Source organism: Photobacterium sp. CCB-ST2H9 (assembly GCF_023151555.2).
Taxonomy (GTDB): domain Bacteria; phylum Pseudomonadota; class Gammaproteobacteria; order Enterobacterales; family Vibrionaceae; genus Photobacterium.
Genome location: NZ_CP100425.1, coordinates 343,619 through 370,114, shown reverse-complemented (window position 1 = coordinate 370,114; position 26,496 = coordinate 343,619). Strand labels below are relative to the sequence as shown.

13 protein-coding genes, 2 tRNA genes, 4 rRNA genes and 1 riboswitch are annotated in these 26,496 nt (G+C 52.9%); of the genes, 5 read left to right on the top strand and 14 right to left on the bottom strand.

Annotated features, from left to right (window positions below):
* From L4174_RS01685 to csrD, 4 genes are all read right to left on the bottom strand, one after another.
* Nucleotides 1–327 carry an MSHA biogenesis protein MshK gene (locus L4174_RS01685; protein WP_248143861.1) on the bottom strand — a complete coding sequence of 109 codons (327 nt, stop codon included), beginning with the start codon at nt 325–327 and terminating at the stop codon, nt 1–3.
* Nucleotides 320–955 (bottom strand): type II secretion system protein GspM, encoded by a 636-nt coding sequence (gene gspM, locus L4174_RS01680; protein ID WP_248143860.1) that lies wholly within the window; start codon nt 953–955, stop codon nt 320–322. Before gspM ends, L4174_RS01685 begins: the two co-directional genes overlap by 8 nt.
* Complete coding sequence (locus L4174_RS01675) at nt 952–2,406, bottom strand: PilN domain-containing protein (RefSeq protein ID WP_248143859.1); 1,455 nt, start codon at nt 2,404–2,406, stop codon at nt 952–954. The genes gspM and L4174_RS01675 overlap by 4 nt, the downstream gene beginning before the upstream one ends.
* A gap of 161 nt (nt 2,407–2,567) precedes the next feature.
* On the bottom strand, nt 2,568–4,511 hold the full coding sequence (gene csrD / locus L4174_RS01670) for an RNase E specificity factor CsrD (protein ID WP_248143858.1): 1,944 nt from the start codon (nt 4,509–4,511) through the stop codon (nt 2,568–2,570).
* 201 nt (nt 4,512–4,712) lie between these two features.
* Here csrD and L4174_RS01665 point away from each other — a divergent pair, with 201 nt between their 5' ends.
* Entirely contained in the window at nt 4,713–5,597 is an 885-nt protein-coding gene (locus L4174_RS01665; protein WP_248143857.1) for a LysR family transcriptional regulator, read from the top strand.
* 133 nt (nt 5,598–5,730) lie between these two features.
* Here L4174_RS01665 and L4174_RS01660 read toward each other — a convergent pair whose 3' ends face one another.
* Nucleotides 5,731–6,264: a single-stranded DNA-binding protein gene (locus L4174_RS01660; protein WP_248143856.1), complete on the bottom strand. Its 534-nt coding sequence runs from the start codon at nt 6,262–6,264 to the stop codon at nt 5,731–5,733.
* 249 nt (nt 6,265–6,513) lie between these two features.
* On the opposite strand from L4174_RS01660, the gene uvrA reads away from it, so the two are divergent.
* A complete protein-coding gene (gene uvrA, locus L4174_RS01655; RefSeq protein WP_248143855.1) occupies nt 6,514–9,360 on the top strand; it encodes an excinuclease ABC subunit UvrA in 2,847 nt (948 codons plus the stop codon).
* A 71-nt stretch (nt 9,361–9,431) separates the two neighbouring features.
* Nucleotides 9,432–11,210 carry a PglL family O-oligosaccharyltransferase gene (locus tag L4174_RS01650; protein WP_248143854.1) on the top strand — a complete coding sequence of 593 codons (1,779 nt, stop codon included), beginning with the start codon at nt 9,432–9,434 and terminating at the stop codon, nt 11,208–11,210.
* A 49-nt stretch (nt 11,211–11,259) separates the two neighbouring features.
* Here the strand turns inward: L4174_RS01650 and L4174_RS01645 are convergent, their stop codons facing one another.
* Nucleotides 11,260–12,378 (bottom strand): alanine--glyoxylate aminotransferase family protein, encoded by a 1,119-nt coding sequence (locus tag L4174_RS01645; RefSeq protein ID WP_248143853.1) that lies wholly within the window; start codon nt 12,376–12,378, stop codon nt 11,260–11,262.
* Nucleotides 12,379–12,631: 253 nt separating this feature from the next.
* Nucleotides 12,632–12,813, top strand: a riboswitch (Lysine riboswitch).
* A 104-nt stretch (nt 12,814–12,917) separates the two neighbouring features.
* Here L4174_RS01645 and lysC point away from each other — a divergent pair.
* The gene (lysC, locus tag L4174_RS01640; protein ID WP_256549365.1) at nt 12,918–14,297 is read left to right on the top strand and encodes a lysine-sensitive aspartokinase 3; all 1,380 of its coding nucleotides are present in this window, start codon (nt 12,918–12,920) and stop codon (nt 14,295–14,297) included.
* Between the two features lie 106 nt (nt 14,298–14,403).
* On the opposite strand, the gene metH is transcribed toward lysC, so the two are convergent.
* A complete protein-coding gene (metH, locus tag L4174_RS01635; RefSeq protein WP_248143852.1) occupies nt 14,404–18,072 on the bottom strand; it encodes a methionine synthase in 3,669 nt (1,222 codons plus the stop codon).
* Nucleotides 18,073–18,271: 199 nt separating this feature from the next.
* Between metH and L4174_RS01630 the strand changes: the two genes are divergently transcribed.
* Complete coding sequence (locus L4174_RS01630) at nt 18,272–19,609, top strand: sodium:proton antiporter (RefSeq protein WP_248143851.1); 1,338 nt, start codon at nt 18,272–18,274, stop codon at nt 19,607–19,609.
* 70 nt (nt 19,610–19,679) lie between these two features.
* Here L4174_RS01630 and metA read toward each other — a convergent pair whose 3' ends face one another.
* From metA to L4174_RS01595, 7 genes are all read right to left on the bottom strand, one after another.
* Nucleotides 19,680–20,621: a homoserine O-succinyltransferase gene (metA, locus tag L4174_RS01625; RefSeq protein ID WP_248143850.1), complete on the bottom strand. Its 942-nt coding sequence runs from the start codon at nt 20,619–20,621 to the stop codon at nt 19,680–19,682.
* A 219-nt stretch (nt 20,622–20,840) separates the two neighbouring features.
* Nucleotides 20,841–20,956, bottom strand: a 5S ribosomal RNA gene (gene rrf, locus L4174_RS01620).
* A 7-nt stretch (nt 20,957–20,963) separates the two neighbouring features.
* Nucleotides 20,964–21,039 (bottom strand) — tRNA-Thr (locus L4174_RS01615).
* 159 nt (nt 21,040–21,198) lie between these two features.
* Nucleotides 21,199–21,314 (bottom strand): 5S ribosomal RNA (gene rrf, locus L4174_RS01610).
* Nucleotides 21,315–21,412: 98 nt separating this feature from the next.
* Nucleotides 21,413–24,297, bottom strand: a 23S ribosomal RNA gene (locus L4174_RS01605).
* A 243-nt stretch (nt 24,298–24,540) separates the two neighbouring features.
* Nucleotides 24,541–24,616 (bottom strand) — tRNA-Glu (locus tag L4174_RS01600).
* A 67-nt stretch (nt 24,617–24,683) separates the two neighbouring features.
* Nucleotides 24,684–26,235 (bottom strand): 16S ribosomal RNA (locus L4174_RS01595).
* The 16S, 23S and 5S rRNA genes sit together here with 2 tRNA genes alongside, the layout of an rRNA operon.
* Nucleotides 26,236–26,496 lie beyond the last annotated feature (261 nt).

Genomic DNA, 26,496 nt, shown 5'->3' with positions numbered 1-26,496 from the left:
TTATTCGTGTATTTTGATCTGTTCTTGAAACAGCGCCAGTCGCCATTGCCGGCCACCACGCTGAAGGATAACGGCATCATCCTGTACGGATTTCAGGGTATAACCGCTGATCTGTTCACCGGGTTGCACGACCCGGTTATCCAGAATCACACTGCATTTTTCCTGCTGCGGACAGACAATTCCCTGCAATTCGGGAAGCCGGCGCGTCACCGTTTTTTTCGCAGCGGCCGGCGCCTGCCAGCCCAGCGGAGCTGTCGGATCGCTTTCGGCCCGGGCCAGCAGACTGATCCCTGCCAGTAAGAATGCGAGACAAGCGTTTCTAACCACCAATGAAATCCTTACTTTCACCCAAGGTATATACATCAAGTGTTATATCAGACCAGGGATAGATGTCGACCTGATACTCCAGACTTCGCCAGTAATATTTCACCGGTAAGGCTTCCAGCTGCTGCAAATAATTCACCAGGTCAAAATACCGGCCGCGCAGGGTCAGACGTACCGGGTGAATGTAATACCCGGCATCCTCGCCATGAACCAGCTGAGCGGGTGGCAGGGATTCCAGAGAAACCAATTTCAACCGCTGAGAATGCTGCAGAACCTGATCCATCAGAGTGGCCATCTGAGCCGGTGTGACCAGACTGGCGACCCGCTCTTTCAGCGTTTTGTCCAGTCTGGCATTCTTTGCTTCCAGCCGGACAATCTGCTCATCCAGCTCTTTGTCCGGGTCTGTGTTGAGCTGGCGCTGAATCTGATGCAATTCACCATGACTCCGGATGAACTCCGCCTGTATCGCGTGATACTGCAGCTCAGCCGACAGCCGGACTTTCTGAAGCGGCTCGACCAGCAACTGATATCCGCCCAACAGCAGCATTATCCAGCTGGTTACTGCCACCAGCCATTGTTCTCTGCGACTGAGCTGGTCGAAACGCTCGGCCAGCATGGACCAGATTTTCATGGCTGCTCCTCATCTTGCCGTTGTGCATGCAGCTTGAAAGTGACGACGTTCTGTTCATTTCTGCCCAGTGTCATGACTTCAAACCCCCGGTTTGTCAGTTGCGGATAACGTGAAAAATTCTGAAGCCAGTTGGGCACGGCATTCGGAGAACTGGCGACCCCTTCCAGATCCAGTTTGTCACCCTGCAGGTGAATCCGGCTGACGGAAATCTCCTGACTCGCCGCCTGTGCCAGCTGCCGGAGCAGCGAGGCAAAACCGGCTTGCAGGCTTTTGTCATGCATGGCGATGGCTTTCAGCGTGGCCTGTTTGGCTGCAAGCTGCTGTTCCAGCTCGCCGTTCAGTTTCACTTTAAGTTCACTGGGCAGATGGCGCGCCAGTGCCGCTTTTGCAGTATCCAGCTCTGTTTTTTTCTGGCTGAGACGAAGCTGTTCCTCCGCCAGTTGCTGTTGAACCCGGTGCTCCTGCCAGCTTTGCCAGCCAGCGAAAGAGGCCAGCAGCACAGCTCCGATCGCCCAGCTGGCAGCCAGATTCGGCAATGTCAGCAATCGGGATTGCGGCTTCAGACTGTCATGATACAGGTTGAGGATCGGTTGATGTGCCAGTGCCGCCCAGGCGACCCGGGCATCATAATCTGCCAGACCGGATGGAAACTTGCTGACTGCCGCCACGGGAACACTCAGCCGCCGTCTTAGCGCCTCCGCGAGCAACTCATTGTCTTCGCTGTCACAGCTCACCAGTACCTGAGCAATCGGCATGTCGCGCAGCTGAGCACTGAGAAAATCGAGAGAGCGCTGCAATTCCAGCGCCAGTCCGTCAATTTGCAGGGAAGACGGTTCTTCTCCCAGCAACGGCTGGCGGAAGCCTCGCAACTGACGCTGAAAACACAACACCTGTTGTTTAAACGCAGTCAGCTGAAGCCCGGATTGATGACGGCCATGCAGCACCAGCTGACTCTGGTGAACATCCGTCAATTCACCCAGGACCACCTCATCGGCCGTGATCACTTCCGTGACACAGCCCAGCGACAGACTGGCCAGAACCAGTCGCTGCACCAGCTTTCGCTCTGCAACAAAGACCTGCAGACGTTTTTTCAGGGGTTCTTCGTACCCGCCGGCAACCAGATTCGCCGGGGATTCAGACACCAGATCCTTCACCAGAAAAGGCAGCGCGCTGGCTAATTCCTGATGCGGTAAAGCGGGTTTATCAATTGTCAGGCTCTGATAAAGGCCATGTCCGAGGACAAAACGGATTCGGCTGCCTGCGAGCTGATACTGAACGATCAGACTTTCCAGTGCCTGGCCCCAATTGTCTCGCGAACCAAGCTCCCGGCTGTCGCAGATCCAATCAGTGCCATCCCCGGATTGACTGACAAGTGTCAGCTTATTTTCGAAAACAGCAAAACTGGCAACCTTACTGACAGTTTTCCGCTTCAGAAGCTTTTTGATCAGCATGTTATCAACCCGTTTCCCGTCATCTTTATCCGGACGGTTCTGTGCTCGCCCGGGCCAAACATTGACCTGTTTATGTCAATTATTTGACCGATGATACTGTTAGCAATCAGGCATGTATAGAATAATCACTCCAGGATGGTATTTTTTTAACCAGCAGAACCTCATCTTCTCTTTTTCATCGCAATTTGTGTCAAATCTCTCTCAGGCTCGAAAAAGCGGCCCTGACCACCATGAATCCCCAATTGCTGCAAGACCTGCCACTCTCTGGCGTTTTCCACGCCAACTGCAATCACTGCCACACCGGTATTGGCACAGGCACCCAGCATACTGCGGACAAACAACTGGTTTTCCTGCCGCTGGTCAATTTCCCGGATCAGACTGCGGTGCAGTTTGATATAACTGATGTTCACGTCTTTGATGTAGTGAGTACTGACGATGGTTCTCCCGGCCTGATCGACTCCCAGACTGCATCCCAGACCAGTCAGCATTTTCAGAAAGGTACGGACAGCATCAATATAACGCGACAGATTCCGCTCCGGCACCTCAATGCTCAGCCGTTTCAGTACGGGCCGGGGCGTCTGAAGTAACTCATCCCGGAACCAGCGCACAAAAGCTTTGTCCAGCAGGGATTCAACACTGACATTGACGGCGAAGTTATCCAGCGTCGGACCGTTTTTCAGCAGGTCCAGAGCCTGGCTGATCACCAGTTTATCCATCCGGACATGGAAGCCGACCTGTTCAACCGCCGGTAAAAAGCGGGAAGCTTTGAGCACCAGGCCGTTTTCGTCCCGGATCCGGGCCAGTAATTCCCGGTGCAGCAGTGTTTTTCCTTCCGCCAGATAAGCCGGTTGCTGGTAAAGCTGCGGCCCCCCCTGACTGAACACCCCGTCCAGCAGTGTCCGCCAACGCACGCTGCCCCGGGTATCTTCTTCCTGAGGATCTTTCTGGAACACGGACCAGCTGTTGGTTCCCTGCAGCTGAGCACTGCGCAGCGCCATGTCAGCTTCATCCATGATCCGGCCTCGTCGCTCGCCACTGGCAAAATAGGTCACCCCTATGTGGCACCAGTTATCACGATGCAGCGGCGCGGCAGGTGTCAGCCGTTCCAGCGCTTTAAGCAGCTGACTTACAAACAGATTGATTTCCTTGCTGGGCTGCTGCAGCAGCATGATGGCAAACTCTGCCTCAAAATAACGGGATAACACGCTGTCCGGGTAACGCTGGATCATATTTGACAGCACCATGCCGACATCCTGGATCAGCTCATCCGCCACAATCTTACCTTTGGAGAGCAGCAACTCTTCCCACTCGGAAATGCGGATCAGGATCACCGCACCGTGGTTGTCCTGATCCTGGACCACCGATTGCAGGCGGCTGTCAAATAACACCCGGTTTGCCGAACCAGTCAGTTGATCCAAAAATGTATGGGTACGGATGAAGGTATCAAACCGGCTGCGCTCCTGACGCGCATCTTTCAGTTCAGAGATCAGTTTATCGAGCGCCAGACTGGCCGTATCCGGCCACTCGAACTCCGAGCCTTTGGCAAAATCATCCAGCTTACCTGCCAGCAGCATCCGCCCCCTTTCTTCAAGCAGCTCAGAACCATACAACTGACGTTTCAGCCAGTTCACGCCCCACACCAGACCGGCAATGATGATCATAATTGCCAGACTGATAGACGACATCGCCCCCAGCGAATACGTCAGCTCGGTATAAGGCGGGATCGACTGGATCCGGACGACATAGCCGGGGTTCTGCGTCAGCGGATAGTCTGTACGATAGAGAATATTGGGGTCATCAATTTTTTGCTGCCCCCGGAACTGGTAGACCGAACCGGCGTCGTTACTGACATCCAGTGTGACCACATTACTGGCCTTGAGCAATTTAGGCAGCCAGCGGTTCAGCGATTGTGAGCCTTGCGGTTCAATCATTTCCAGATCGATCACCTCAACGACTCCGGCCAGATAATGGTGCAGATAGTCCTGTCCCAGCTTACGAAAGCTGATCGCACCACCGATAAAAATGACAAACATGGCGCAGATGACAATAAGGGTGACGAAAGCGACCAAGCGATTGGTCAGCTTCATCCCTGAGGCTTTTCTCATTCAGTATCCAACTTTATTCAAAAAACATTTCAAAACCGACAGGCGCTGTGGTCAACTCATGCAGGTTGGTCAAAAATTTTAAAGCGACTGTTTCCACAGGAAAATACCACTGGTGGTCCGGAACGTCAGTGCCCGGTACGACACTTTGCTGATTTGTTACCCGGGGGTTACAGGCTCGCTCACCCATCTTATTGGAGAAACATGGACTGGATCACCTGCACCAAAAGTTTTGTCACTGTTGTGGAACAGGGTTCACTGGCCCAGGCAGCCAGCACACTCAATACATCCAGCTCAGCACTGTCCAAGCGGCTGTCCTGGCTGGAGAAACAGCTGGGCGTCCAGTTGCTCAAACGGACAACCCGCAACCTGACCGTGACCGAGGCAGGCAAAGTCTTCTATCGCCGCAGTGTTCACCTGCTCGATGACTGGCAGCAGATCCTGGCGGAAACCACCTCGACCTTTGGTGAGGTCCGGGGGGTACTGCGTATCGGCGCACCGCTGGCGACAGGCAGCCGGGTGCTGGTGCACTATCTGGATGAATTTCTGCAAACCTATCCCAATATTCAGGTCGAACTGCACACGGTTACGCCGGGCCAGCTGCCGGACCTGAATCTGGATGTGTTTATCAGCCGGGAGCTGACCGACTTTAATTCCACCAGCTATATTGCCACCCGGCTGTTCAGTTTTCAGGCCGGTTTCTATGCCTCGCCGGGGTACCTGGAAGACCGACCGGCCATTGAAAGTCCGGAGCAGCTGACGCAGCACAACTGCCTGCTGTTCGGCAACCATGGTCATGAGCAGGAGCATATCTTTGAAAACAACCGCCGGTTGCGATTGCGCGGCAACTTTACCACACAAAACCCGGAAGCTCTGGTGGCAGCCGCAGTGGCTGGTATGGGTCTGATCCTGGTGGGTCAAAATACCGTCAGACGCGAACTGAGCAATGGCCTGCTGGTGCCGGTTTTACCCGAGCTCAAGCAGCCTCTGAATGCTGCTTACGCCTATTACCCCAAGCTGAATTACAATCACACCAAAACCAAGCTGTTTATTGATTTTATCAAGCAAAAAGCCGGGGCGTCAGGATAGGAAACAAGGCTTCCACTGCACTGCTGCATAGAGCCCAGAATGCGGGCACCAATCCTCCCAGCCACATGCAAAGAAAAGGCCCCTGATATCTCAGGGGCCTTCTTCAAATATTCAGTCAATCCCAAAGGGTTGATCAGAATGGGATATCGTCGTCGAAATCCATTGGTGGTTCATTGTACTGAGGCTGAGACTGCTGAGGCGCAGACTGTTGCTGCGGCGCATAGCTCTGCTGTTGCTGTTGCTGCTGTTGTGGCTGCTGAGGCTGGCCCCAACCGCCCTGCTGCTGACCACCCATTGGGGCACCCTGACCGCCCTGACGGCCGCCCAGCATTTGCATCACACCGTTAAAGCCCTGAACCACAACTTCAGTGGTGAAGCGATCCTGACCGCTCTGATCCTGCCACTTACGGGTTTGCAGCTGACCTTCAATATAAACCTGAGATCCTTTCCGCAGGTACTCACCAGCAACTTCAGCCAGCTTGCCGAACAGCACAACACGGTGCCACTCAGTTTTTTCACGCTGCTCGCCGGTCGCTTTGTCACGCCATGTTTCAGAAGTAGCAATGGTAATATTTGCTACTGCACCGCCGTTTGGCATATAACGGATTTCAGGATCATTGCCTAAGTTACCTACCAGGATAACTTTATTCACGCCACGACTGGCCATAGTTCACTCCAGGTTTTCGCTGTTGAGGTCGCCAATCAGGCTCCCTTCTCTCATTCAAAGTTTAAACTTAATTGTCGAGTTTAACATGGTGGGCCCCTGCAGGCATAGGGCAACATCACCCATTCCATGTTCAGACCGAATGCATAAAAGACGATCAAAGCACTGTGTTTTTATACAGTCAAGTCTTTTAAGCCTTTCGGGGCTATGCAATAATGCAGACCAATTTATTCAGCGCTGATGACTGCAACCATGGATAAGATCGAAGTCAGGGGTGCCCGCACCCACAATCTCAAAAATATCAACCTGACTATCCCCCGGGATAAACTGATTGTGATTACCGGCCTGTCAGGTTCCGGCAAATCTTCCCTGGCCTTCGATACCCTGTATGCCGAAGGTCAGCGACGCTATGTCGAGTCATTGTCGGCTTATGCCCGCCAGTTCCTGTCACTGATGGAAAAACCGGATGTCGACCACATTGAAGGTCTATCACCAGCCATTTCCATCGAGCAGAAATCAACGTCGCACAACCCGCGTTCAACCGTTGGTACCATTACCGAAATCTACGACTATCTGCGTCTGTTGTTTGCCCGGGTCGGTGAGCCGCGTTGTCCGACCCATGATGTCCCGCTGGCCGCCCAGACCATCAGCCAGATGGTCGATAAAGTGCTGACGCTGCCGGAAGGCAGTAAGCTGATGCTGCTGGCCCCAATCGTGAAAGAACGGAAAGGCGAGCACCTGAAAACCCTAGCCAATCTGTCAGCTCAGGGCTATATCCGTGCCCGGATTGACGGGGAAGTCTGCGATCTGTCCGATCCGCCGACACTGGAATTACACAAAAAGCACACCATTGAAGTTGTCGTGGATCGCTTTAAAGTCCGCGATGATCTCCAGCAGCGTCTGGCTGAATCCTTTGAAACGGCGCTGGAACTGTCCGGCGGGACCGTCGTGATCAGCCCGATGGACGACGGTGACATGGAAGAGCTGATCTTTTCCGCGAACTTTGCCTGTCCCCATTGTGGCTACAGCATGCGTGAACTGGAACCACGCCTGTTCTCCTTCAACAACCCGGCCGGTGCCTGCGGAACCTGTGACGGACTGGGCGTACAGCAGTACTTTGACCCGGTTCGAGTCGTTCAGAATAAAGAACTGAGTCTGGCTGGCGGTGCAATTCGCGGCTGGGATAAGCGCAACTATTATTATTTCCAGATGCTGAGCTCACTGGCTGAACATTACGATTTCGATGTCGAAGCCCCCTTTAACACCCTGCCGAACAGAGTACAGAAAGTCCTGCTGCAAGGGTCGGGTACGACCAACATCGAATTCAAGTACATCAATGATCGCGGCGATGTCACGGTGCGCCGCCACCCGTTTGAGGGCATCCTCAACAACATGGAGCGCCGATACCGCGAAACTGAATCCAATGCGGTTCGGGAAGATCTGGTCAAATATATCTCAACCAAACCCTGTGCCAGCTGTCACGGCTCCCGCCTGCGTGAAGAAGCGCGTCATGTCTTTATCGAGCAGACCAACCTGCCTCATGTCAGCGAGATGAGCATCAGTCAGGCACTGGATTTCTTCACCGAGCTGACCCTGGAAGGCCAGCGTGCACAAATTGCCGATAAAATCCTGAAGGAAATCAATGACCGTCTGACCTTTCTGGTCAACGTCGGCCTGAACTACCTCAACCTGTCACGCAGTGCTGAAACCCTGTCGGGCGGCGAAGCCCAGCGGATCCGTCTGGCCAGCCAGATCGGTGCTGGTCTGGTCGGAGTCATGTATGTGCTGGATGAACCCTCGATTGGCCTCCACCAGCGTGATAATGAACGTCTGCTCAGTACCCTGACCCGCCTGCGCGATTTGGGGAACACCGTGCTGGTCGTCGAGCACGATGAAGATGCGATTCGCTGTGCCGATCATATTATTGATATCGGTCCGGGCGCCGGCGTCCACGGCGGCCAAGTCATTGCCGAGGGGACACTGGAGGACATTCTGTCTTCTCAGGAATCTCTGACCGGTCACTATCTGAGCGGTAAAAAACAGATTGAAGTTCCGGCTGAGCGGACCCCGATGGATGCAGAGAAAATCGTCCAGCTGACCGGTGCCCGCGGCAACAACCTGAAAAAGGTAGATGTCTCAATCCCGGTTGGTCTGATGACCTGCGTCACCGGTGTCTCCGGCTCGGGCAAATCCACCCTGATCAACGACACCTTCTTCCGGATCGCCCACCATGAACTAAATGGTGCCACTTCCGGCGAACCGGCGCCATATGACGATATTCAGGGACTGGAACATCTGGACAAGGTGATCGACATCGATCAGAGCCCGATCGGCCGGACACCACGCTCTAATCCGGCGACCTATACCGGTATCTTTACCCCGATCCGTGAGCTGTTTTCAGGGACGCAGGAATCCCGTTCCCGGGGTTACAAACCGGGCCGCTTCAGTTTTAACGTGAAAGGCGGCCGCTGCGAGGCCTGCCAGGGCGACGGGGTGATCAAAGTTGAGATGCACTTCTTGCCGGATGTTTATGTGCCTTGTGACAGCTGTAAAGGCAAGCGCTACAACCGGGAAACTCTGGAAGTGAAGTATAAAGGCAAAGCCATTGACGAAGTTCTGGAGATGACGGTCGAAGACGCCCGGACATTTTTTGATCCTGTCCCCGCAATTGCCCGAAAACTGCAAACCCTGATGGATGTCGGTTTATCCTATATTCGTCTGGGTCAGGCTGCGACCACCTTGTCCGGCGGAGAAGCGCAACGGGTGAAACTTGCACGTGAGCTGTCCAAGCGCGATACAGGTAAGACCCTGTATATTCTGGATGAACCAACAACCGGGCTGCACTTCCACGACATTCAGCAACTGCTGAGCGTACTGCATAAACTGCGCGATCACGGCAACACCATTGTGGTCATTGAACACAATCTTGACGTGATCAAAACCGCAGACTGGATCATTGATCTGGGACCGGAAGGCGGCAACGGCGGTGGTGAAATCATTGCCTCGGGTACACCGGAACAGGTTGCGGAAGTGGCCGGGTCGCATACAGCCCGCTTCCTCAAGCCCCTGTTACCGGCACTGGCCGCTCAGCAGGCTTAATTATAAAAACAATCTTTGTCAGGCTGGTCACCAGCCTGATTTTTTGACGATATGTCGAGGGACCGGACAACGTGACAGTCATTCAATTACGGGGCACCCGACTGGCTGCTGCCACGATCAGCAAACCCCTGACGCGCCCCTTTATCCTGGCGCTGACTTTCCTGTTTCTGCTGACCATGCACTACTTTCAGCACAATCAGGGAGGGTCCGGACTCGAGCTCCCGTTCAATGTCAGCAGCTGGATTCCGTTCAGTTTTGCCATCGCGATTGGTTTCCTGGAAATCAGCCGTCAGAAAATCCTGCGCTATTCACGCCTGACGCTGGTGCTCTTTCTCTGCTGCCTCCTGCTGACTCTTCCGGTCTTTTATCCGGAGGCGAGCCCTCAGGCAGCAGCCAACCGACTGTTTGCGCTCTGGGCTGGCTGGCTGTTTTTTGTTGCACTTCAGCAATTTGCTTTCAGCCAGAAACAGCGTCAGCAAATTCTGTGGCTGATCCTCAAAGCGGTCTGGTTACAAACAGCGCTGGCCTGGTATCAGTTTCTCTGGATCTCTCCCGAGAATGCCATAGGGTATAACACAGACATCAACCGACCTTACGGCATCTTTCAGCAACCCAATGTCATGGCCAGTTTTCTGGCCACCGGCCTGATCCTGTCTGCCTATCTGCTGGCCCGCCAGCCCGCATATCAGCGCCGCTGGACACTGGCTCAGCTGGGGCTTATGCTGACGCCGGTTGCCATTGTGCCCATGCTGATTGTTCTCAGCTCACGGACCGGCTGGCTTGCAGCTGTCGTCGGGGTATTGCTGATCCTGCCGTACCTGACCCAGTTTGCCGCCCGGGCGAAATGGCGTCTGTGGTTACTGATGGTCATGATGGGGCTGAGTCTGGCCTGGAACCTGACCAGTACACTGCAATGGTCTCCACAGCCGGGCCGAGCCTCTCTGGAAAGTGCCCGGACAGTGATCTACCCACAAGTCACAGAGATGTTCCTGCATGCGCCCATGCGGGGCGTCGGATACGGCAATTTCGAACATGCCTATCTGATGCAGACGGCGCAATGGCATCAGGCCGATCCAGCGCAGCCTTACGGATTGGCCGGTCTGGACCATCCGCACAACGAACTGCTGTTCTGGGCCAGTGAAGGCGGGATCCTGCCGCTGCTGGCGCTGCTCATTGCAGCCGCCGCCGTGCTGGCAAAAATAAGGCGCGCCCCGGCCAATACCCAGTTGGCACTGGTGGCCCTGTTGTTCCCGATCACGTTGCACACCCAGCTGGAGTATCCGTTCTACCACTCGCTGGTTCATTGGGTGGTCTTTCTGTTTCTGCTGTACTGGATCGACTCGCTGAGCGCCAAGTATTTCAAACAGCCGCTGCGGTTTCACCAGCCATTCAAAGTCGGGGGGATCCTGCTGCCCGCCTGTATCAGCGCATTTATGCTCACGACACTCTACTCCGGGGCGATGCTGACCCGCTTTGAAGCCACTTCACCGCCCGATCTGACTGCCCTTGAGAAAGTGAACAATACCTGGGCCTGGCGACACCGGTTCGAATGGGATTTTTATCAGACCCAGCTGAAAGTAGGGATTCACCAGAACAACCCTGAGCTGATACAGGGATTTATCACCTGGGCTGATCACATGGCCCGGGAGTTACCGCGCCCGATTCTGTATCAGTATCTGATCCGCGCCCATCAGGCACTGGACAATCACCGCCAGGCTGAACATGTACGGGAAGAGGCCCGGTACCTGTTCCCGGGGCTGGATTTCACAGAGCAGGCATTGCCGGTATTTGCTCAGCCTGCTCTGGAAACAGAAAACGATCAGGCCAGCCTTGGGAATACACAAGGTTAAACCAGACAAAAACGGCTGCCACGGCAGCCGTTTGTCCATCCGTTACCGGTTATTTCAATACATCTTCCAACGCTTTCAGACACAGCGCCACATTTTCATTGCGGGCAGCATACCCCATCAGTCCGATACGCCAAGCCTTTCCGGCCAGCGCCCCCAGACCCGCGCCAATTTCCAGATTATATTTTTCCAGCAGGGTCTGACGCACTTTAGCATCATCCACACCATCAGGAATGTAGACCGCGTTGAGTTGCGGCAAACGGCTCTTTTCCTCAACAACAAAACGAATTCCCATGGCTTCCAGGCCTTCACGCAGCGACTGATGCATCTCAGCGTGACGCTGCCAGGCATTTTCCAGCCCTTCATTTTGCAGACGGACCAGCGCTTCATGCAATGCGTACAGGCTGTTCACCGGCGCTGTATGATGGTAACTCCGCTTGCCTTCGCCGCTCCAGTATGCCAGAACCAGGCTCTGGTCCAGGAACCAGCTCTGTACCGGTGTCTTACGCTGCTGAATGGCCTCAACCGCACGGGGAGAAAAAGTCAGCGGAGACAGCCCCGGCACACAGGACAGACATTTCTGACTGCCGGAGTACACCGCATCGAGCTGCCATTCATCCACTTTGAGCGGCACACCACCCAGTGACGTCACCGCATCCACAATCGTCAGGCAGCCATGTTCACGTGCCAGTTTCGACAACGTTTCGGCATCACTGAGCGCTCCAGTGGAGGTTTCCGCATGAACAAAGGCCAGGATCTTGGCATCCGGATGGGCTTTCAGTACCGCTTCAACAGCCAACGGATCAACCGGCTCGCCCCATTCGTTATCCACCAGCACGGCTTCACCACCGCAGCGAACAACATTTTCCCGCATCCGATCGCCAAAGACCCCGTTGCGGCAGACAATCACCTTATCGCCCGGCTCGACCAGATTAACAAAACACGCTTCCATCCCGGCACTGCCCGGCGCAGAGACGGCAATAGTAAACGGGTTCGTGGTCTGAAATGCATACTGAAGCAAGACTTTCAGTTCATCCATCATTCCGATGAATAATGGGTCAAGATGGCCCAAAGTCGGGCGACTGAGCGCCTGCAGCACCTGAGGATAAATATCTGAGGGGCCGGGTCCCATCAGGGTACGCTGCGGCGGATAAAAACTCTGAATTGTCATGGGGCCTCCATTGGCATGGTTGCTGAAATCCCTATCAATCAGCACCTTAAATATGATTTGCAACGGTCATATCGGTTCAGTATCGCAACCGAGCATAACAGAACCGGACGCCGCAGAAACGACAGGGACAAATTTCTGCAGGATCAGTAACAATAACGGCACAGAAAAATGCATTCAGGCATTGACAAAGCCCCCCTGCTCCTATTCAATAAGGGCAATTTTTGTTCACCCTGAAAGAGCTCATTTTTCAGGTGAAAACGGAAGAGGCGCGTTATCCAGGTATCTATGCGGCGGGGCCCCACCCCAAAGCACCATAGAGAGGGGGAGCAACGCCGAGATACGGTGAGACAGGGGGCTTGCCGTATCGGCTTTGAAGGTTGAATCCTTCTGGCTGTCACCTGCAGCATCAAGCACAGGTGGAGAGCTTCTGGTCGCAGCAGTCTTTTCATGTCTCGCCGAACGGCTCTTCTGACATCAAGTCGGAAAGATTCCCCAAATTTTGCCCCATGACTTTACGCTTTGTTTAGTGGGAGATCATTTTGAGCCCTGTACATTTTTCTTCAGCGCAGAACGCTGAAATTACTGTCGCAAAATTTGGCGGCACAAGTGTGGCCGATTACGTAGCAATGAGCCGCAGTGCCAAGATCGTGATGAATAATCCGAATACCAAGCTGGTTTTAATCAGTGCGTGCTCCGGTGTGACCAATATTCTGGTCGAACTGGCCAACGGCGTCGCTGATGCTGAGCACCGTACCAGCCTGATGGAGCGCCTGCGTGCCATCCATCACAGTGTACTGGCGGACCTGCAGCAACCAGAAGCCGTTGCCGGAAAGATTGAGGCGCTGCTGGATCAGGTTGCAGAGATTGCAACTCAGACCGCAGTCCAGAAATCTGCTGAACTGACCGATCAACTGGTCGCGAACGGCGAACTGCTGTCAACTTACCTGTTTACCCAAATTATGTGCGAAATGGGTGCCGATGCCGTCCGCTATGATATCCGTGACGTCATGCGTACCGACAGCCGCTTCGGAAAAGCCAGCCCGGAACCTGAGATGATCCGTCAGCTGACAGAAGAAAAGCTGTTGCCATTGCTGCAGGATAACATTGTGGTTTCTCAAGGCTTCATCGGCAGTGATGAACTGGGCCGTACCACAACGCTGGGCCGCGGCGGCAGCGACTACAGCGCCGCGCTGATGGCTGAAGCGATCGATGCCGGTACGCTGGAAATCTGGACTGACGTCCCTGGGATGTATACCACCGATCCGCGTATTGCCCCGAAAGCGACGCCTATCAAGGAAATCAGCTTCAGCGAAGCTTCTGAGATGGCAAACTTTGGTGCCAAAATTCTTCACCCGTCTACACTGATCCCGGCGGTTCGCCGTCAGATCCCTGTGTTTGTGGGCTCTTCCAAAGCACCAGAGCAAGGCGGGACCTGGATCCGTAAATCGGTCAGTGATGCCCCCCTGTTCCGTGCGCTGGCCCTGCGCAACAATCAAACTCTGATCACCCTGACCAGTCTGAACATGTTTCATGCTTACGGCTTCCTGGCGGAAGTGTTCCGTATTCTGGCTGAACACAAAGTTTCAGTCGATCTGATTTCGACTTCTGAAGTCAGCGTTTCTCTGACCATGGATCAGACGGACACTGGCGGCGGCGCGCCAACGCTTCCTCCGGGAGCACATGCGGCCCTCAGCGAGCTGTGCCGAGTTGAGATCGAACAGGATCTGTGTCTGATCTCTCTGATCGGAAACCGCATGAGCCAGACCGCAGGTTCCGTCAGCACTGTCTTCAACACGCTGGATGAATACAAGCTGCGGATGATTTGTTACGGTGCCAGCCCGCACAACCTGTGCTTCCTGGTGAAAACCGAACACGCACTTCCGATTGCCCAGAATCTGCACAGTAAGATTTTCGAGTAATCCGAACCTGACCGATCAAAAAAGGCGCTCTGTGAGCGCCTTTGTTAATATCTTTCGGAACCTTTGATACGGCCACCGGATTCAGATGGCCGATACCTGAGGTGCCTCAGAGATTTGGACCGAGCCATTTCTCGGCTTCAACTTCATCCCAGCCTTTGCGCTCAGCATAGCTCAGCATCTGATCCCGCTGAATCTGTGCAACCGCAAAATAGCGGGACTCCGGATGCGAGAAATACCAGCCCGACACTGCCGCGCCCGGCCACATCGCGAAGCTTTCTGTCAGTTGCATCCCGGTGTTGGCTTCCGCATCCAGCAATTTCCAGATTTCACCTTTTTCAGTGTGCTCCGGACAGGCCGGATAGCCCGGTGCCGGACGGATCCCCTGATATTTCTCACGGATCAGATCTTCATTTTCCAGATTTTCATCCGGCGCATAACCCCAGATTTCCTTGCGCACCTGCTCGTGCATACATTCGGCAAACGCTTCGGCAAGACGATCGGCCACCGCCTGAATCATGATGGCATTATAATCATCACCTTTGGCTTTAAACTGCTCGGCAATCTCGTACTCACCAATCCCGCCAGTCACGGCAAAGGCACCAATCCAGTCAGCTTTCCCGCTGTCTTTCGGGGCCACATAATCTGACAAACAGTAATTCGGCCCTTTCGGTTTCTCCGTCTGCTGCCGCAGACCACGCAGTATCGTCAGAACCTGAGCCCGGCTTTCATCCGTGTAAACCTCAATATCATCACCAATGTTATTGGCCGGGAACAGACCGCACACGCCATTGGCTTTGATCATGCCGGTTGCTTCGATCTCATCCAGCAGCTGATTGGCATCATCGAACAGCCGCTGCGCCTCTTTCCCGACGACTTCATGGCGAAGGATGGTCGGATATTTACCGCTCAGCGACCAGGTCATAAAGAAAGGTGTCCAGTCGATATAACGACGCAAGGTGGCGATATCAAAATCCTTGAATACATGAATCCCCGGTTGTTTAGGAACCGGCGGCGTATAACTGTTCCATTCAATTGCCACTTTATTGGCACGTGCAGCTTCCAGGCTGACCGGCGCGCTGCGCGGACGCTTACGGGCATGCTGCTCACGCACCACCTCGTATTCCTGATCCAGACGTTCGACAAACGCAGGCCGTTGTGTCTCAGATAACAATGCCGCACATACCCCGACGGCTCTGGATGCATTGGACACATACACCACGGGCGCATGGTAATTCTGTTCGATTTTCACGGCAGTGTGTGCTTTAGACGTTGTTGCGCCGCCAATCAGCAGTGGGATCTCAAAGCCCTGACGTTCCATCTCTTTTGCCACATGAACCATTTCATCCAGAGATGGTGTGATCAGGCCGGATAGACCGATAATATCGACATTCTCTTCTCGGGCAACTTTCAGAATCTTATCGCAGGGCACCATCACCCCGAGGTCAATAATCTCGAAGTTATTACACTGCAACACCACGCCGACAATGTTCTTTCCGATGTCGTGCACGTCACCTTTCACAGTTGCCAGCAAGATTTTTCCGTTACTCTTGCCAGCCTGCTTTTCGGCATTGATGTACGGCTCCAGATATGCCACAGCCTGTTTCATCACGCGGGCAGATTTCACAACCTGTGGCAGGAACATTTTTCCTTCACCGAAGAGGTCACCGACCACGTTCATCCCTGCCATCAGCGGTCCTTCAATGACCTCCAGCGGTTTGCTGGCCTGCTGGCGGGCTTCTTCCGTATCTTCAACAATAAACTCAGTAATACCTTTGACCAGCGCATGCGCCAGACGCTTATCGACCGGCCAGCTGCGCCATTCTGCTGCGGTTTTATCTTCCACAGCTTCGCCGCTGCCCCGGTATTTATCTGCTAAATCCAGTAGCCGCTCTGTCGAATCATCACGGCGGTTGAGGACCACATCTTCCACAGCCACACGCAGCTCGTCCGGCAGGTCGTCGTAAATCGCCAGCTGACCGGCATTCACGATCCCCATATCCATTCCGTTCTTGAAGCAGTGATACAGGAAGACGGCATGAATCGCTTCACGCACCGGCTCATTGCCACGGAACGAGAACGAGACATTCGACACACCACCTGACACCATGGCATGCGGCAGGGTACGCTTGATATCCCCGACGGCTTCAATGAAATCCACGGCGTAGTTATTGTGCTCTTCAATTCCTGTCGCGACCGCAAAGATATTCGGGTCAAAAATAATATCTTCCGGCGGGAAACCCACTTCATCGACCAGCACATGATACGCATTGGTACAGATTTCGATCTTCCGCTCACGGGTATCCGCCTGACCCACCTCATCGAACGCCATGACGATCACCGCCGCACCGTAGCGACGGATTAATTTAGCCTGCTCAACAAATTTCTCTTTGCCTTCCTTGAGTGAGATTGAGTTAACAATCGGCTTACCCTGAACACATTTCAGACCCGCTTCAAGGATTTCCCACTTAGACGAGTCAATCATAATAGGGACGCGGGAAATTTCCGGTTCAGAGGCACACAGGTTCAGAAACCGCACCATGGCAGCTTCCGCATCCAGCATACCTTCGTCCATATTGATATCGATGATCTGCGCACCAGCCTCTACCTGCTGACGCGCCACTTCCAGTGCCTCATCATACAGTTCTTCTTTGATCAGACGGCGGAATCGGGCCGAACCGGTCACATTGGTACGCTCACCGACATTGACGAACAGAGTTTCTTTTTCGATGGTCAGAGGTTCCAGACCAGACAACCGGCAGGCCACGGGTAATTCAGGCAACTTCCTTGGCGGAATATTTGCCGTCACACGGGCCATTTCACGAATGTGCTCAGGTGTGGTCCCGCAGCAGCCACCTACCAGATTGAGGAAACCGGACTCCGCCCATTCCCGGATATGCTCGGCCATCTCATCTGCTTCCAGGTCATATTCCCCAAAGGCGTTTGGCAGACCGGCGTTCGGGTGCGCTGACACAGCACATTCAGAGATCCGAGACAGTTCTTCAACATACTGACGCAGTTCATCCGGGCCCAGTGCGCAGTTCAGACCGAAAGAGATCGGTTTGACGTGCCGGAGTGAGTTATAGAAAGCTTCGGTCGTTTGACCGGACAAGGTACGGCCGGAGGCATCGGTGATCGTCCCGGAAATCATCACCGGCAGACTTTGTCCCAGCGCTTCAAATACCGACTCCACCGCAAAGGCACAGGCTTTTGCATTCAGCGTGTCAAAAATAGTTTCAATCAGAATGATATCGGCACCGCCCTCAATCAAAGCACGGGTCGATTCAGAGTACGCCTCAACCAGCTGGTCAAAGCTTACATTGCGGTATCCCGGATCGTTCACATCCGGAGAAATAGAGCAGGTACGGTTGGTCGGGCCAAGAACACCAGCCACAAAACGCGGTTTGTCCGGTGTTTTTGCGGTCCACTCATCTGCGACCTGACGGGCCAGCCTGGCGGCCGACAGGTTAATTTCGGCACTCAGACTTTCCATATCGTAGTCTGCCATCGCAATTGTGGTGGCATTGAAAGTGTTGGTTTCGAGGATATCGGCCCCGGCCTCAAGGTAAGCAGCGTGAATATCCTTGATCAGCTGCGGCTGAGTCAGGACCAGCAGGTCATTGTTTCCTTTCAGGTCTGAATGCCAGTCGGCAAAACGCTCACCCCGGTAATCCTGCTCATCCAGCTTATAACTCTGGATCATGGTGCCCATCCCGCCATCGATGATCAGGATCTGCTCATTTAATCGCTTGTGTAATAATTCCGTTCCCTTCGACACTGCTTACTTCCTTACACTTAAACTTGTCAGCTGCTATCATCCTATCACAGCCTGATTGGAAATCTAGACGTCTATACATCGTTTGCGCAAACTAATTCTTCACCGATCAGCTCAAAGTTTTTATGGCTATCACAGGCCCGAACATTTATATTCTGTCACAATTTTTGCTTAACACTTTTCCAACAGATGAGGATCAAGGATGTCGGTATACAGTACCCTCTGTTTTCTCGCCGCTGCCGCGATGGCTATTGCATTTATTAATCATAAGATAGGCAAAATGCAAACCACCATTGCCATCACTGCCGGCGCCATTGTTTTATCGCTCGGTATCGTGATTGCGGGTCACAATGGCTGGTTTCACCTGGAAGAAATCGCCGCAGAGCAGTTGGGACAGATCGACTTCGAAAGCTTCTTGCTGAAAGGGATTCTCGGCTTTCTGCTTTTCGCCGGCGGTCTGGGTATCAAGCTGCCTCACCTCGAAGATCAAAAGTGGGAAATTGCCATCCTGGCACTTGGCGCTACCCTGTTTTCCACCTTTTTTATCGGCGGTGCGCTCTGGTGGATTTGCCAGACCGTGGGCATCCAGTTTGATCTGATCTACTGCCTGCTGTTCGGTGCACTGATTTCGCCGACGGACCCGATTGCTGTGCTTGCAATTGTTAAAAAATTGCATGCGCCTCGCCGGATTTCAACTCAGATCGAAGGCGAGTCGCTCTTCAACGATGGTTTCGGTCTGGTCATTTTTGTCACCCTGTTCACCATCGCTTTTGGTGATGAGGCACCAACCGTGCTGGGCGTTGGCCACCTGTTCTTACAGGAAGCCATCGGCGGAATCACTTACGGTTTTGTTTTAGGCCTGCTTTTCCACTATCTGATCAGCTCAACCGACGATCACTCCATGGAGTTACTGCTGACTCTGGGTGTCCCGACCGCCGGTTATGCGTTTGCTGATGTCATCCATGTCTCTGGCCCGCTGGCCATGGTTGTTTCCGGCATCATGATCGGCAACTGGACCCGTTATATTGGTTTCTCCAAAGAAAGTGAGGATCACCTGGATCACTTCTGGGAGCTTGTTGATGAATTCCTGAATGGCGTGCTGTTCCTGTTGATCGGTATGAGCATGCTGTCTTTCAGCTTCCACGAAGAAGACTGGACGCTGATGGTCATTGCAGTGCCGCTGGTCCTGCTGGCCCGTTACCTGAGTGTCAAACTCTCTTATGTCGGCTTTAAACGATTCCGGAAGTACAACCCTGAGTCGGTGAAGATCCTAACCTGGGGTGGCCTGCGTGGCGGACTGGCACTGGCCATGGCGATGGCGATTCCAGCTGGTGTCATTGTTATCCCGGAAAAAAATATTGACGTTAAAGAGCTAATTCTTGTGATGACCTATGCGGTTGTGGTGTTCTCGATCCTGATCCAGGGCTCAACCATTACACCAATGATTGAAAAGGCAAAAATCTGGGAAGCTAAACATGGCGGGGACAGCGAGCAGGCTGTCGCGTCACATCAGCAGCCGGAAACGAATCCAAAATCTTAACGTTTATCGTCCTTCAAAAAAGACCTGCAATCGCAGGTCTTTTTTTGTTTGTCATCTTGTCGTGAAACACTCAGTCGTCTTTGGTGAACTTGTCTTCTGAGAAATGTTCCAGATCGTATGGTGTCTGCTGGTAAACGCAGTAATTGAGCCAATTCGAAAAAAGCAGATGCCCGTGGCTACGCCAGCTGGCAACCGGTTCATTGTCCGGATTATCGTCCTTATAATAATTCACAGGCAAACATGGCTCCATGCCTTCACCCAAGTCCCGCATATATTCAAGATGTAACGTCTTCGCATCGTACTCTGGATGACCTGTGACGAAGACATTTCGCTTATCCTTCGTTGTTGCCAGATAAACCCCTGCCTGCTCAGATGTCGCTAAGAGATCCAAATCCGTGTGCTGCGTGAGGAAATCAGGTGAAAAATCAGCATAACGGGAATGTGGTGCAAGAAAGGTATCATCAAAACCTCGTAACAAAGGATGATGCGGATGATGGATGCTATGGGTGTAGATGCCGGACAGCTTTTCTTTTCGGGTTCGCTTCGGTAAATCATACATCAGCTTCAGGCCGGCCTGAGCAGCCCAGCAGACATACATCGTTGAAGTGACATGTCCCTTCGCCCAATTGAGAATCGTCTGGATCTCTTCCCAGTACAGAACATCCTCAAACTGTACCAGCCCCAGCGGTGCTCCTGTGACAATCAGACCATCGAAATTTCGGTCTTTCACCATTTCAAACTGACGATAAAAGGTATCCAGGTGTTCGGTGGGTGTATTCTTCGTCGGACGATTATCAATTCGTAATAACTCCACATCAACCTGCAACGGACTGTTTGATAACAAACGCAAAAACTGCGTTTCTGTTTCAATCTTTTTTGGCATCAGATTAAGCAACAACACTTTCAGCGGACGTATTCCCTGACTGGCTGCCCGTTTTTCTGACATGACGAAAATATTCTCTCCCCTGAGAATATCAGTAGCCGGTAACTGGTCAGGAATTTTAATGGGCATGTTCACACTCTCCCTAAGATGTTTAGACGTCCAGATACCCAAAAATTATAGAATTTCACGCATGACTGCAAGCAATACCGCATTAAAAGAATTATAGATAGAGGGATATAAATGAAGAAAACTAATGAAAACAGTTCATTTTCAAGCAGTAAGCCTGAACTGAAGTCGTAAGCGGCAGAAATGAAAAAACCCAGCCGAAGGCTGGGTTTTGAAAGGGTGACTTAGCGATGTCCTACTCTCACATGGGGAGACCCCACACTACCATCGGCGCTTCTGCGTTTCACGTCTGAGTTCGGCATGGGATCAGGTGGTTCCACAGCGCTATGGTCGCTAAGCAAATTGTGGTGCTAGTACCCAGATTTGAACTGGGGGCCTCACCCTTACCAAGGGTGCGCTCTACCAACTGAGCTATACCAGCAAATTTTTATCTCACAAAGTCTTACATTTAACAGCTTTGCTTGATTAATTTGTCGCTGTGCGATGGCGGTTTTGATGCAAGAAGCGCAGTGTACATTCAGTACATGAGCATCGCAGCACTCAAAAGCGGCAAGCTACAGTAGACAAATTGATAATCAAAGCCTGGCGATGTCCTACTCTCACATGGGGAGACCCCACACTACCATCGGCGCTGCTGCGTTTCACGTCTGAGTTCGGCATGGGATCTGGTGGTTCCACAGCGCTATGGTCGCCAGGCAAAATTTGTTCAACAATCTCGGAAAAATCTGACTAAAGTTCTCAGCACATCATTCAAGTGCTCATGGAGTCCGTACTTAAAACCCCTTGGGTGTTGTATGGTTAAGCCTCACGGGCAATTAGTACAGGTTAGCTGAGCGCCTCACAACGCTTACACACCCTGCCTATCAACGTTCTAGTCTCGAACAGCCCTTCAGGAGACTCAAAGTCTCAGGGATGACTCATCTCAGGGCCAGCTTCCCGCTTAGATGCTTTCAGCGGTTATCTGTTCCGAACTTAGCTACCGGGCAATGCGTCTGGCGACACAACCCGAACACCAGCGGTTCGTTCACTCCGGTCCTCTCGTACTAGGAGCAACTCCCTTCAATCATCCAGCGCCCACGGCAGATAGGGACCGAACTGTCTCACGACGTTCTAAACCCAGCTCGCGTACCACTTTAAATGGCGAACAGCCATACCCTTGGGACCGACTTCAGCCCCAGGATGTGATGAGCCGACATCGAGGTGCCAAACACCGCCGTCGATATGAACTCTTGGGCGGTATCAGCCTGTTATCCCCGGAGTACCTTTTATCCGTTGAGCGATGGCCCTTCCATTCAGAACCACCGGATCACTATGACCTGCTTTCGCACCTGCTCGAACCGTCATTCTCGCAGTTAAGCGGGCTTATGCCATTGCACTAACCTCACGATGTCCGACCGTGATTAGCCCACCTTCGTGCTCCTCCGTTACGCTTTGGGAGGAGACCGCCCCAGTCAAACTACCCACCAGGCACTGTCCGCACCCCGGATAACGGGGCGACGTTAGAACATCAACACTACAAGGGTGGTATTTCAAGGACGGCTCCACAGATACTGGCGTACCTGCTTCGAAGCCTCCCACCTATCCTACACATGTAGGGTCAATGTTCAGTGCCAAGCTGTAGTAAAGGTTCACGGGGTCTTTCCGTCTAGCCGCGGGTACGCAGCATCTTCACTGCGATTTCAATTTCACTGAGTCTCGGGTGGAGACAGCGTGGCCATCATTACGCCATTCGTGCAGGTCGGAACTTACCCGACAAGGAATTTCGCTACCTTAGGACCGTTATAGTTACGGCCGCCGTTTACCGGGGCTTCGATCAAGAGCTTCTCCGAAGATAACCCCATCAATTAACCTTCCGGCACCGGGCAGGCGTCACACCGTATACGTCATCTTTCGATTTTGCACAGTGCTGTGTTTTTAATAAACAGTTGCAGCCACCTGGTATCTGCGACTGCCAGCAGCTCCAAGAGCAAGTCTCTTCACCGCCGGCAGCGTACCTTCTCCCGAAGTTACGGTACCATTTTGCCTAGTTCCTTCACCCGAGTTCTCTCAAGCGCCTTGGTATTCTCTACCCGACCACCTGTGTCGGTTTGGGGTACGATTCCTTACTATCTGAAGCTTAGAGGCTTTTCCCGGAAGCATGGCATCAATGACTTCATCACCGTAGTGACTCGACATCGGGTCTCAGCCTTGAGATGGTCCGGATTTGCCTAAACCATCAGCCTACACCCTTGAACCAGGACAACCGTCGCCTGGCCCACCTAGCCTTCTCCGTCCCCCCATCGCAATAGTAAGAAGTACGGGAATATTAACCCGTTTCCCATCGACTACGCCTTTCGGCCTCGCCTTAGGGGTCGACTTACCCTGCCCCGATTAACGTTGGACAGGAACCCTTGGTCTTCCGGCGGGGAGGTTTTTCACCCCCCTTGTCGTTACTCATGTCAGCATTCGCACTTCTGATACGTCCAGCATGCCTTACAGCACACCTTCAGCCGCTTACAGAACGCTCCCCTACCCAATACGATAAATCGCATTGCCGCAGCTTCGGTGTATCACTTAGCCCCGTTAAATCTTCCGCGCAGGCCGACTCGACCAGTGAGCTATTACGCTTTCTTTAAATGATGGCTGCTTCTAAGCCAACATCCTGGCTGTCTGAGCCTTCCCACATCGTTTCCCACTTAGTGATACTTTGGGACCTTAGCTGGCGGTCTGGGTTGTTTCCCTCTCCACGACGGACGTTAGCACCCGCCGTGTGTCTCCCGGATAGTACTTACTGGTATTCGGAGTTTGCAAAGGGTTGGTAAGTCGGGATGACCCCCTAGCCTTAACAGTGCTCTACCCCCAGTAGTATTCGTCCGAGGCGCTACCTAAATAGCTTTCGGGGAGAACCAGCTATCTCCAGGTTTGATTGGCCTTTCACCCCTAGCCACAAGTCATCCGCTAATTTTTCAACATTAGTCGGTTCGGTCCTCCAGTAAGTGTTACCTCACCTTCAACCTGCCCATGGCTAGATCACCTGGTTTCGGGTCTAATCCCAGCAACTGCACGCCCAGTTAAGACTCGGTTTCCCTACGGCTCCCCTATACGGTTAACCTTGCTACTGAAATTAAGTCGCTGACCCATTATACAAAAGGTACGCAGTCACCCCGAAGGGCTCCTACTGCTTGTACGTACACGGTTTCAGGTTCTTTTTCACTCCCCTCACAGGGGTTCTTTTCGCCTTTCCCTCACGGTACTGGTTCACTATCGGTCAGTCAGGAGTATTTAGCCTTGGAGGATGGTCCCCCCATCTTCAGACAAGATAACACGTGTCCCGTCCTACTCGTTTTCACGTTTAAGGTATCGTCGGTTACGGGGCTGTCACCCTGTATCGCGGCACTTTCCAGAGCCTTCACCTGACACAAAAAACGCTTAAGGGCTAATCCGGTTTCGCTCGCCGCTACTGCCGGAATCTCGGTTGATTTCTCTTCCTCGGGGTACTTAGATGTTTCAGTTCCCCCGGTTCGCCTCATCAGGCTATGTATTCACCTGATGATAACTGCTTATGCAGCTGGGTTTCCCCATTCGGAAATCGGTGACTCAAGTGGCTCTTACTGCCTCATCACCGCTTATCGCAAGTTAGTACGTCCTTCATCGCCTCTGACTGCCCAGGCATCCACCGTGTACGCTTAGTCACTTAACCATACAACCCCAAGAGGTTTCGTATGTTCAAACAACCAAGGTTTGATTTGTTTCGCCGGACTCTTCTTACACAAGACACTTGAATGTGTTTTGCTTGAGAACTCTGTTTCTTTCGAAACAGTTTGATTCAATCTCAAAGATTGAATTTACTAGTCAGCTTTCCAGATTGTTAAAGAGCATGTGCATCTTTTCTCCAGAGAGAAAAAACCACTTTCTAATCACACTCAAAAGTGCACTTAGAAAGTGGCGTCCCATAGGGGAGTCGAACCCCTGTTACCGCCGTGAAAGGGCGGTGTCCTAGGCCTCTAGACGAATGGGACACGATGCGTCTTTACATTTTAACCAGGCAATCTGTGTGGACACTGCGATAACAACGCAGTCTTTAGGTAAGGAGGTGATCCAGCCCCAGGTTCCCCTAGGGCTACCTTGTTACGACTTCACCCCAGTCATGAACCACACCGTGGTAAACGCCCTCCCGAAGGTTAAGCTATCTACTTCTGGTGCAGCCCACTCCCATGGTGTGACGGGCGGTGTGTACAAGGCCCGGGAACGTATTCACCGTGGCATTCTGATCCACGATTACTAGCGATTCCGACTTCATGGAGTCGAGTTGCAGACTCCAATCCGGACTACGACGTACTTTGTGGGATTCGCTCACTATCGCTAGTTGGCAGCCCTCTGTATACGCCATTGTAGCACGTGTGTAGCCCTACTCGTAAGGGCCATGATGACTTGACGTCGTCCCCACCTTCCTCCGGTTTATCACCGGCAGTCTCCCTGGAGTTCCCACCCGAAGTGCTGGCAAACAAGGATAAGGGTTGCGCTCGTTGCGGGACTTAACCCAACATTTCACAACACGAGCTGACGACAGCCATGCAGCACCTGTCTCAGAGTTCCCGAAGGCACCAAAGCATCTCTGCTAAGTTCTCTGGATGTCAAGAGTAGGTAAGGTTCTTCGCGTTGCATCGAATTAAACCACATGCTCCACCGCTTGTGCGGGCCCCCGTCAATTCATTTGAGTTTTAATCTTGCGACCGTACTCCCCAGGCGGTCTACTTAACGCGTTAGCTCCGAAAGCCAGTGTTCAAGACACCAACCTCCAAGTAGACATCGTTTACGGCGTGGACTACCAGGGTATCTAATCCTGTTTGCTCCCCACGCTTTCGCATCTGAGCGTCAGTCTTTGTCCAGGGGGCCGCCTTCGCCACCGGTATTCCTTCAGATCTCTACGCATTTCACCGCTACACCTGAAATTCTACCCCCCTCTACAAGACTCTAGCATGCCAGTTCCAAATGCGATTCCGAGGTTGAGCCCCGGGCTTTCACATCTGGCTTAACACGCCGCCTGCATGCGCTTTACGCCCAGTAATTCCGATTAACGCTCGCACCCTCCGTATTACCGCGGCTGCTGGCACGGAGTTAGCCGGTGCTTCTTCTGCAGCTAACGTCAAGGATGAGCACTGTTAATACTCACCCCTTCCTCACTGCTGAAAGTGCTTTACAACCCGAAGGCCTTCTTCACACACGCGGCATGGCTGCATCAGGGTTTCCCCCATTGTGCAATATTCCCCACTGCTGCCTCCCGTAGGAGTCTGGACCGTGTCTCAGTTCCAGTGTGGCTGATCATCCTCTCAGACCAGCTAGGGATCGTCGCCTAGGTGAGCCGTTACCCCACCTACTAGCTAATCCCACCTGGGCCAATCTTAGCGCGCGAGGCCCGAAGGTCCCCCGCTTTGCTCCGTAGAGATTATGCGGTATTAGCCATCGTTTCCAATGGTTATCCCCCACACTAAGGCATGTTCCCAGGCATTACTCACCCGTCCGCCGCTCGCCGCCCATAACGTCCCCCGAAGGTTCAGTCATGTCGTTGCCGCTCGACTTGCATGTGTTAGGCCTGCCGCCAGCGTTCAATCTGAGCCATGATCAAACTCTTCAATTAGAATTTTGTTGCCTTTCCGAAGAAAAGCGGCTCAGTGATTACTGATAAATTGACTGTGCCGAAGCTCTAATAAAAGAACTTTCGATTTGGTCACTCAGTTCACTGATAAAATCTTTTGACTGTATCATTGTCGAGTGCCCACACAGATTGCATGGTCAAATTGTTAAAGAACTTTGTTTCTCGCTGAGTCTTGTGACTCAACTCTCGAAACGGGCGGCCATTCTATCGAATCAAAAGTCAGTGTCAAACACTTTTTTCAAT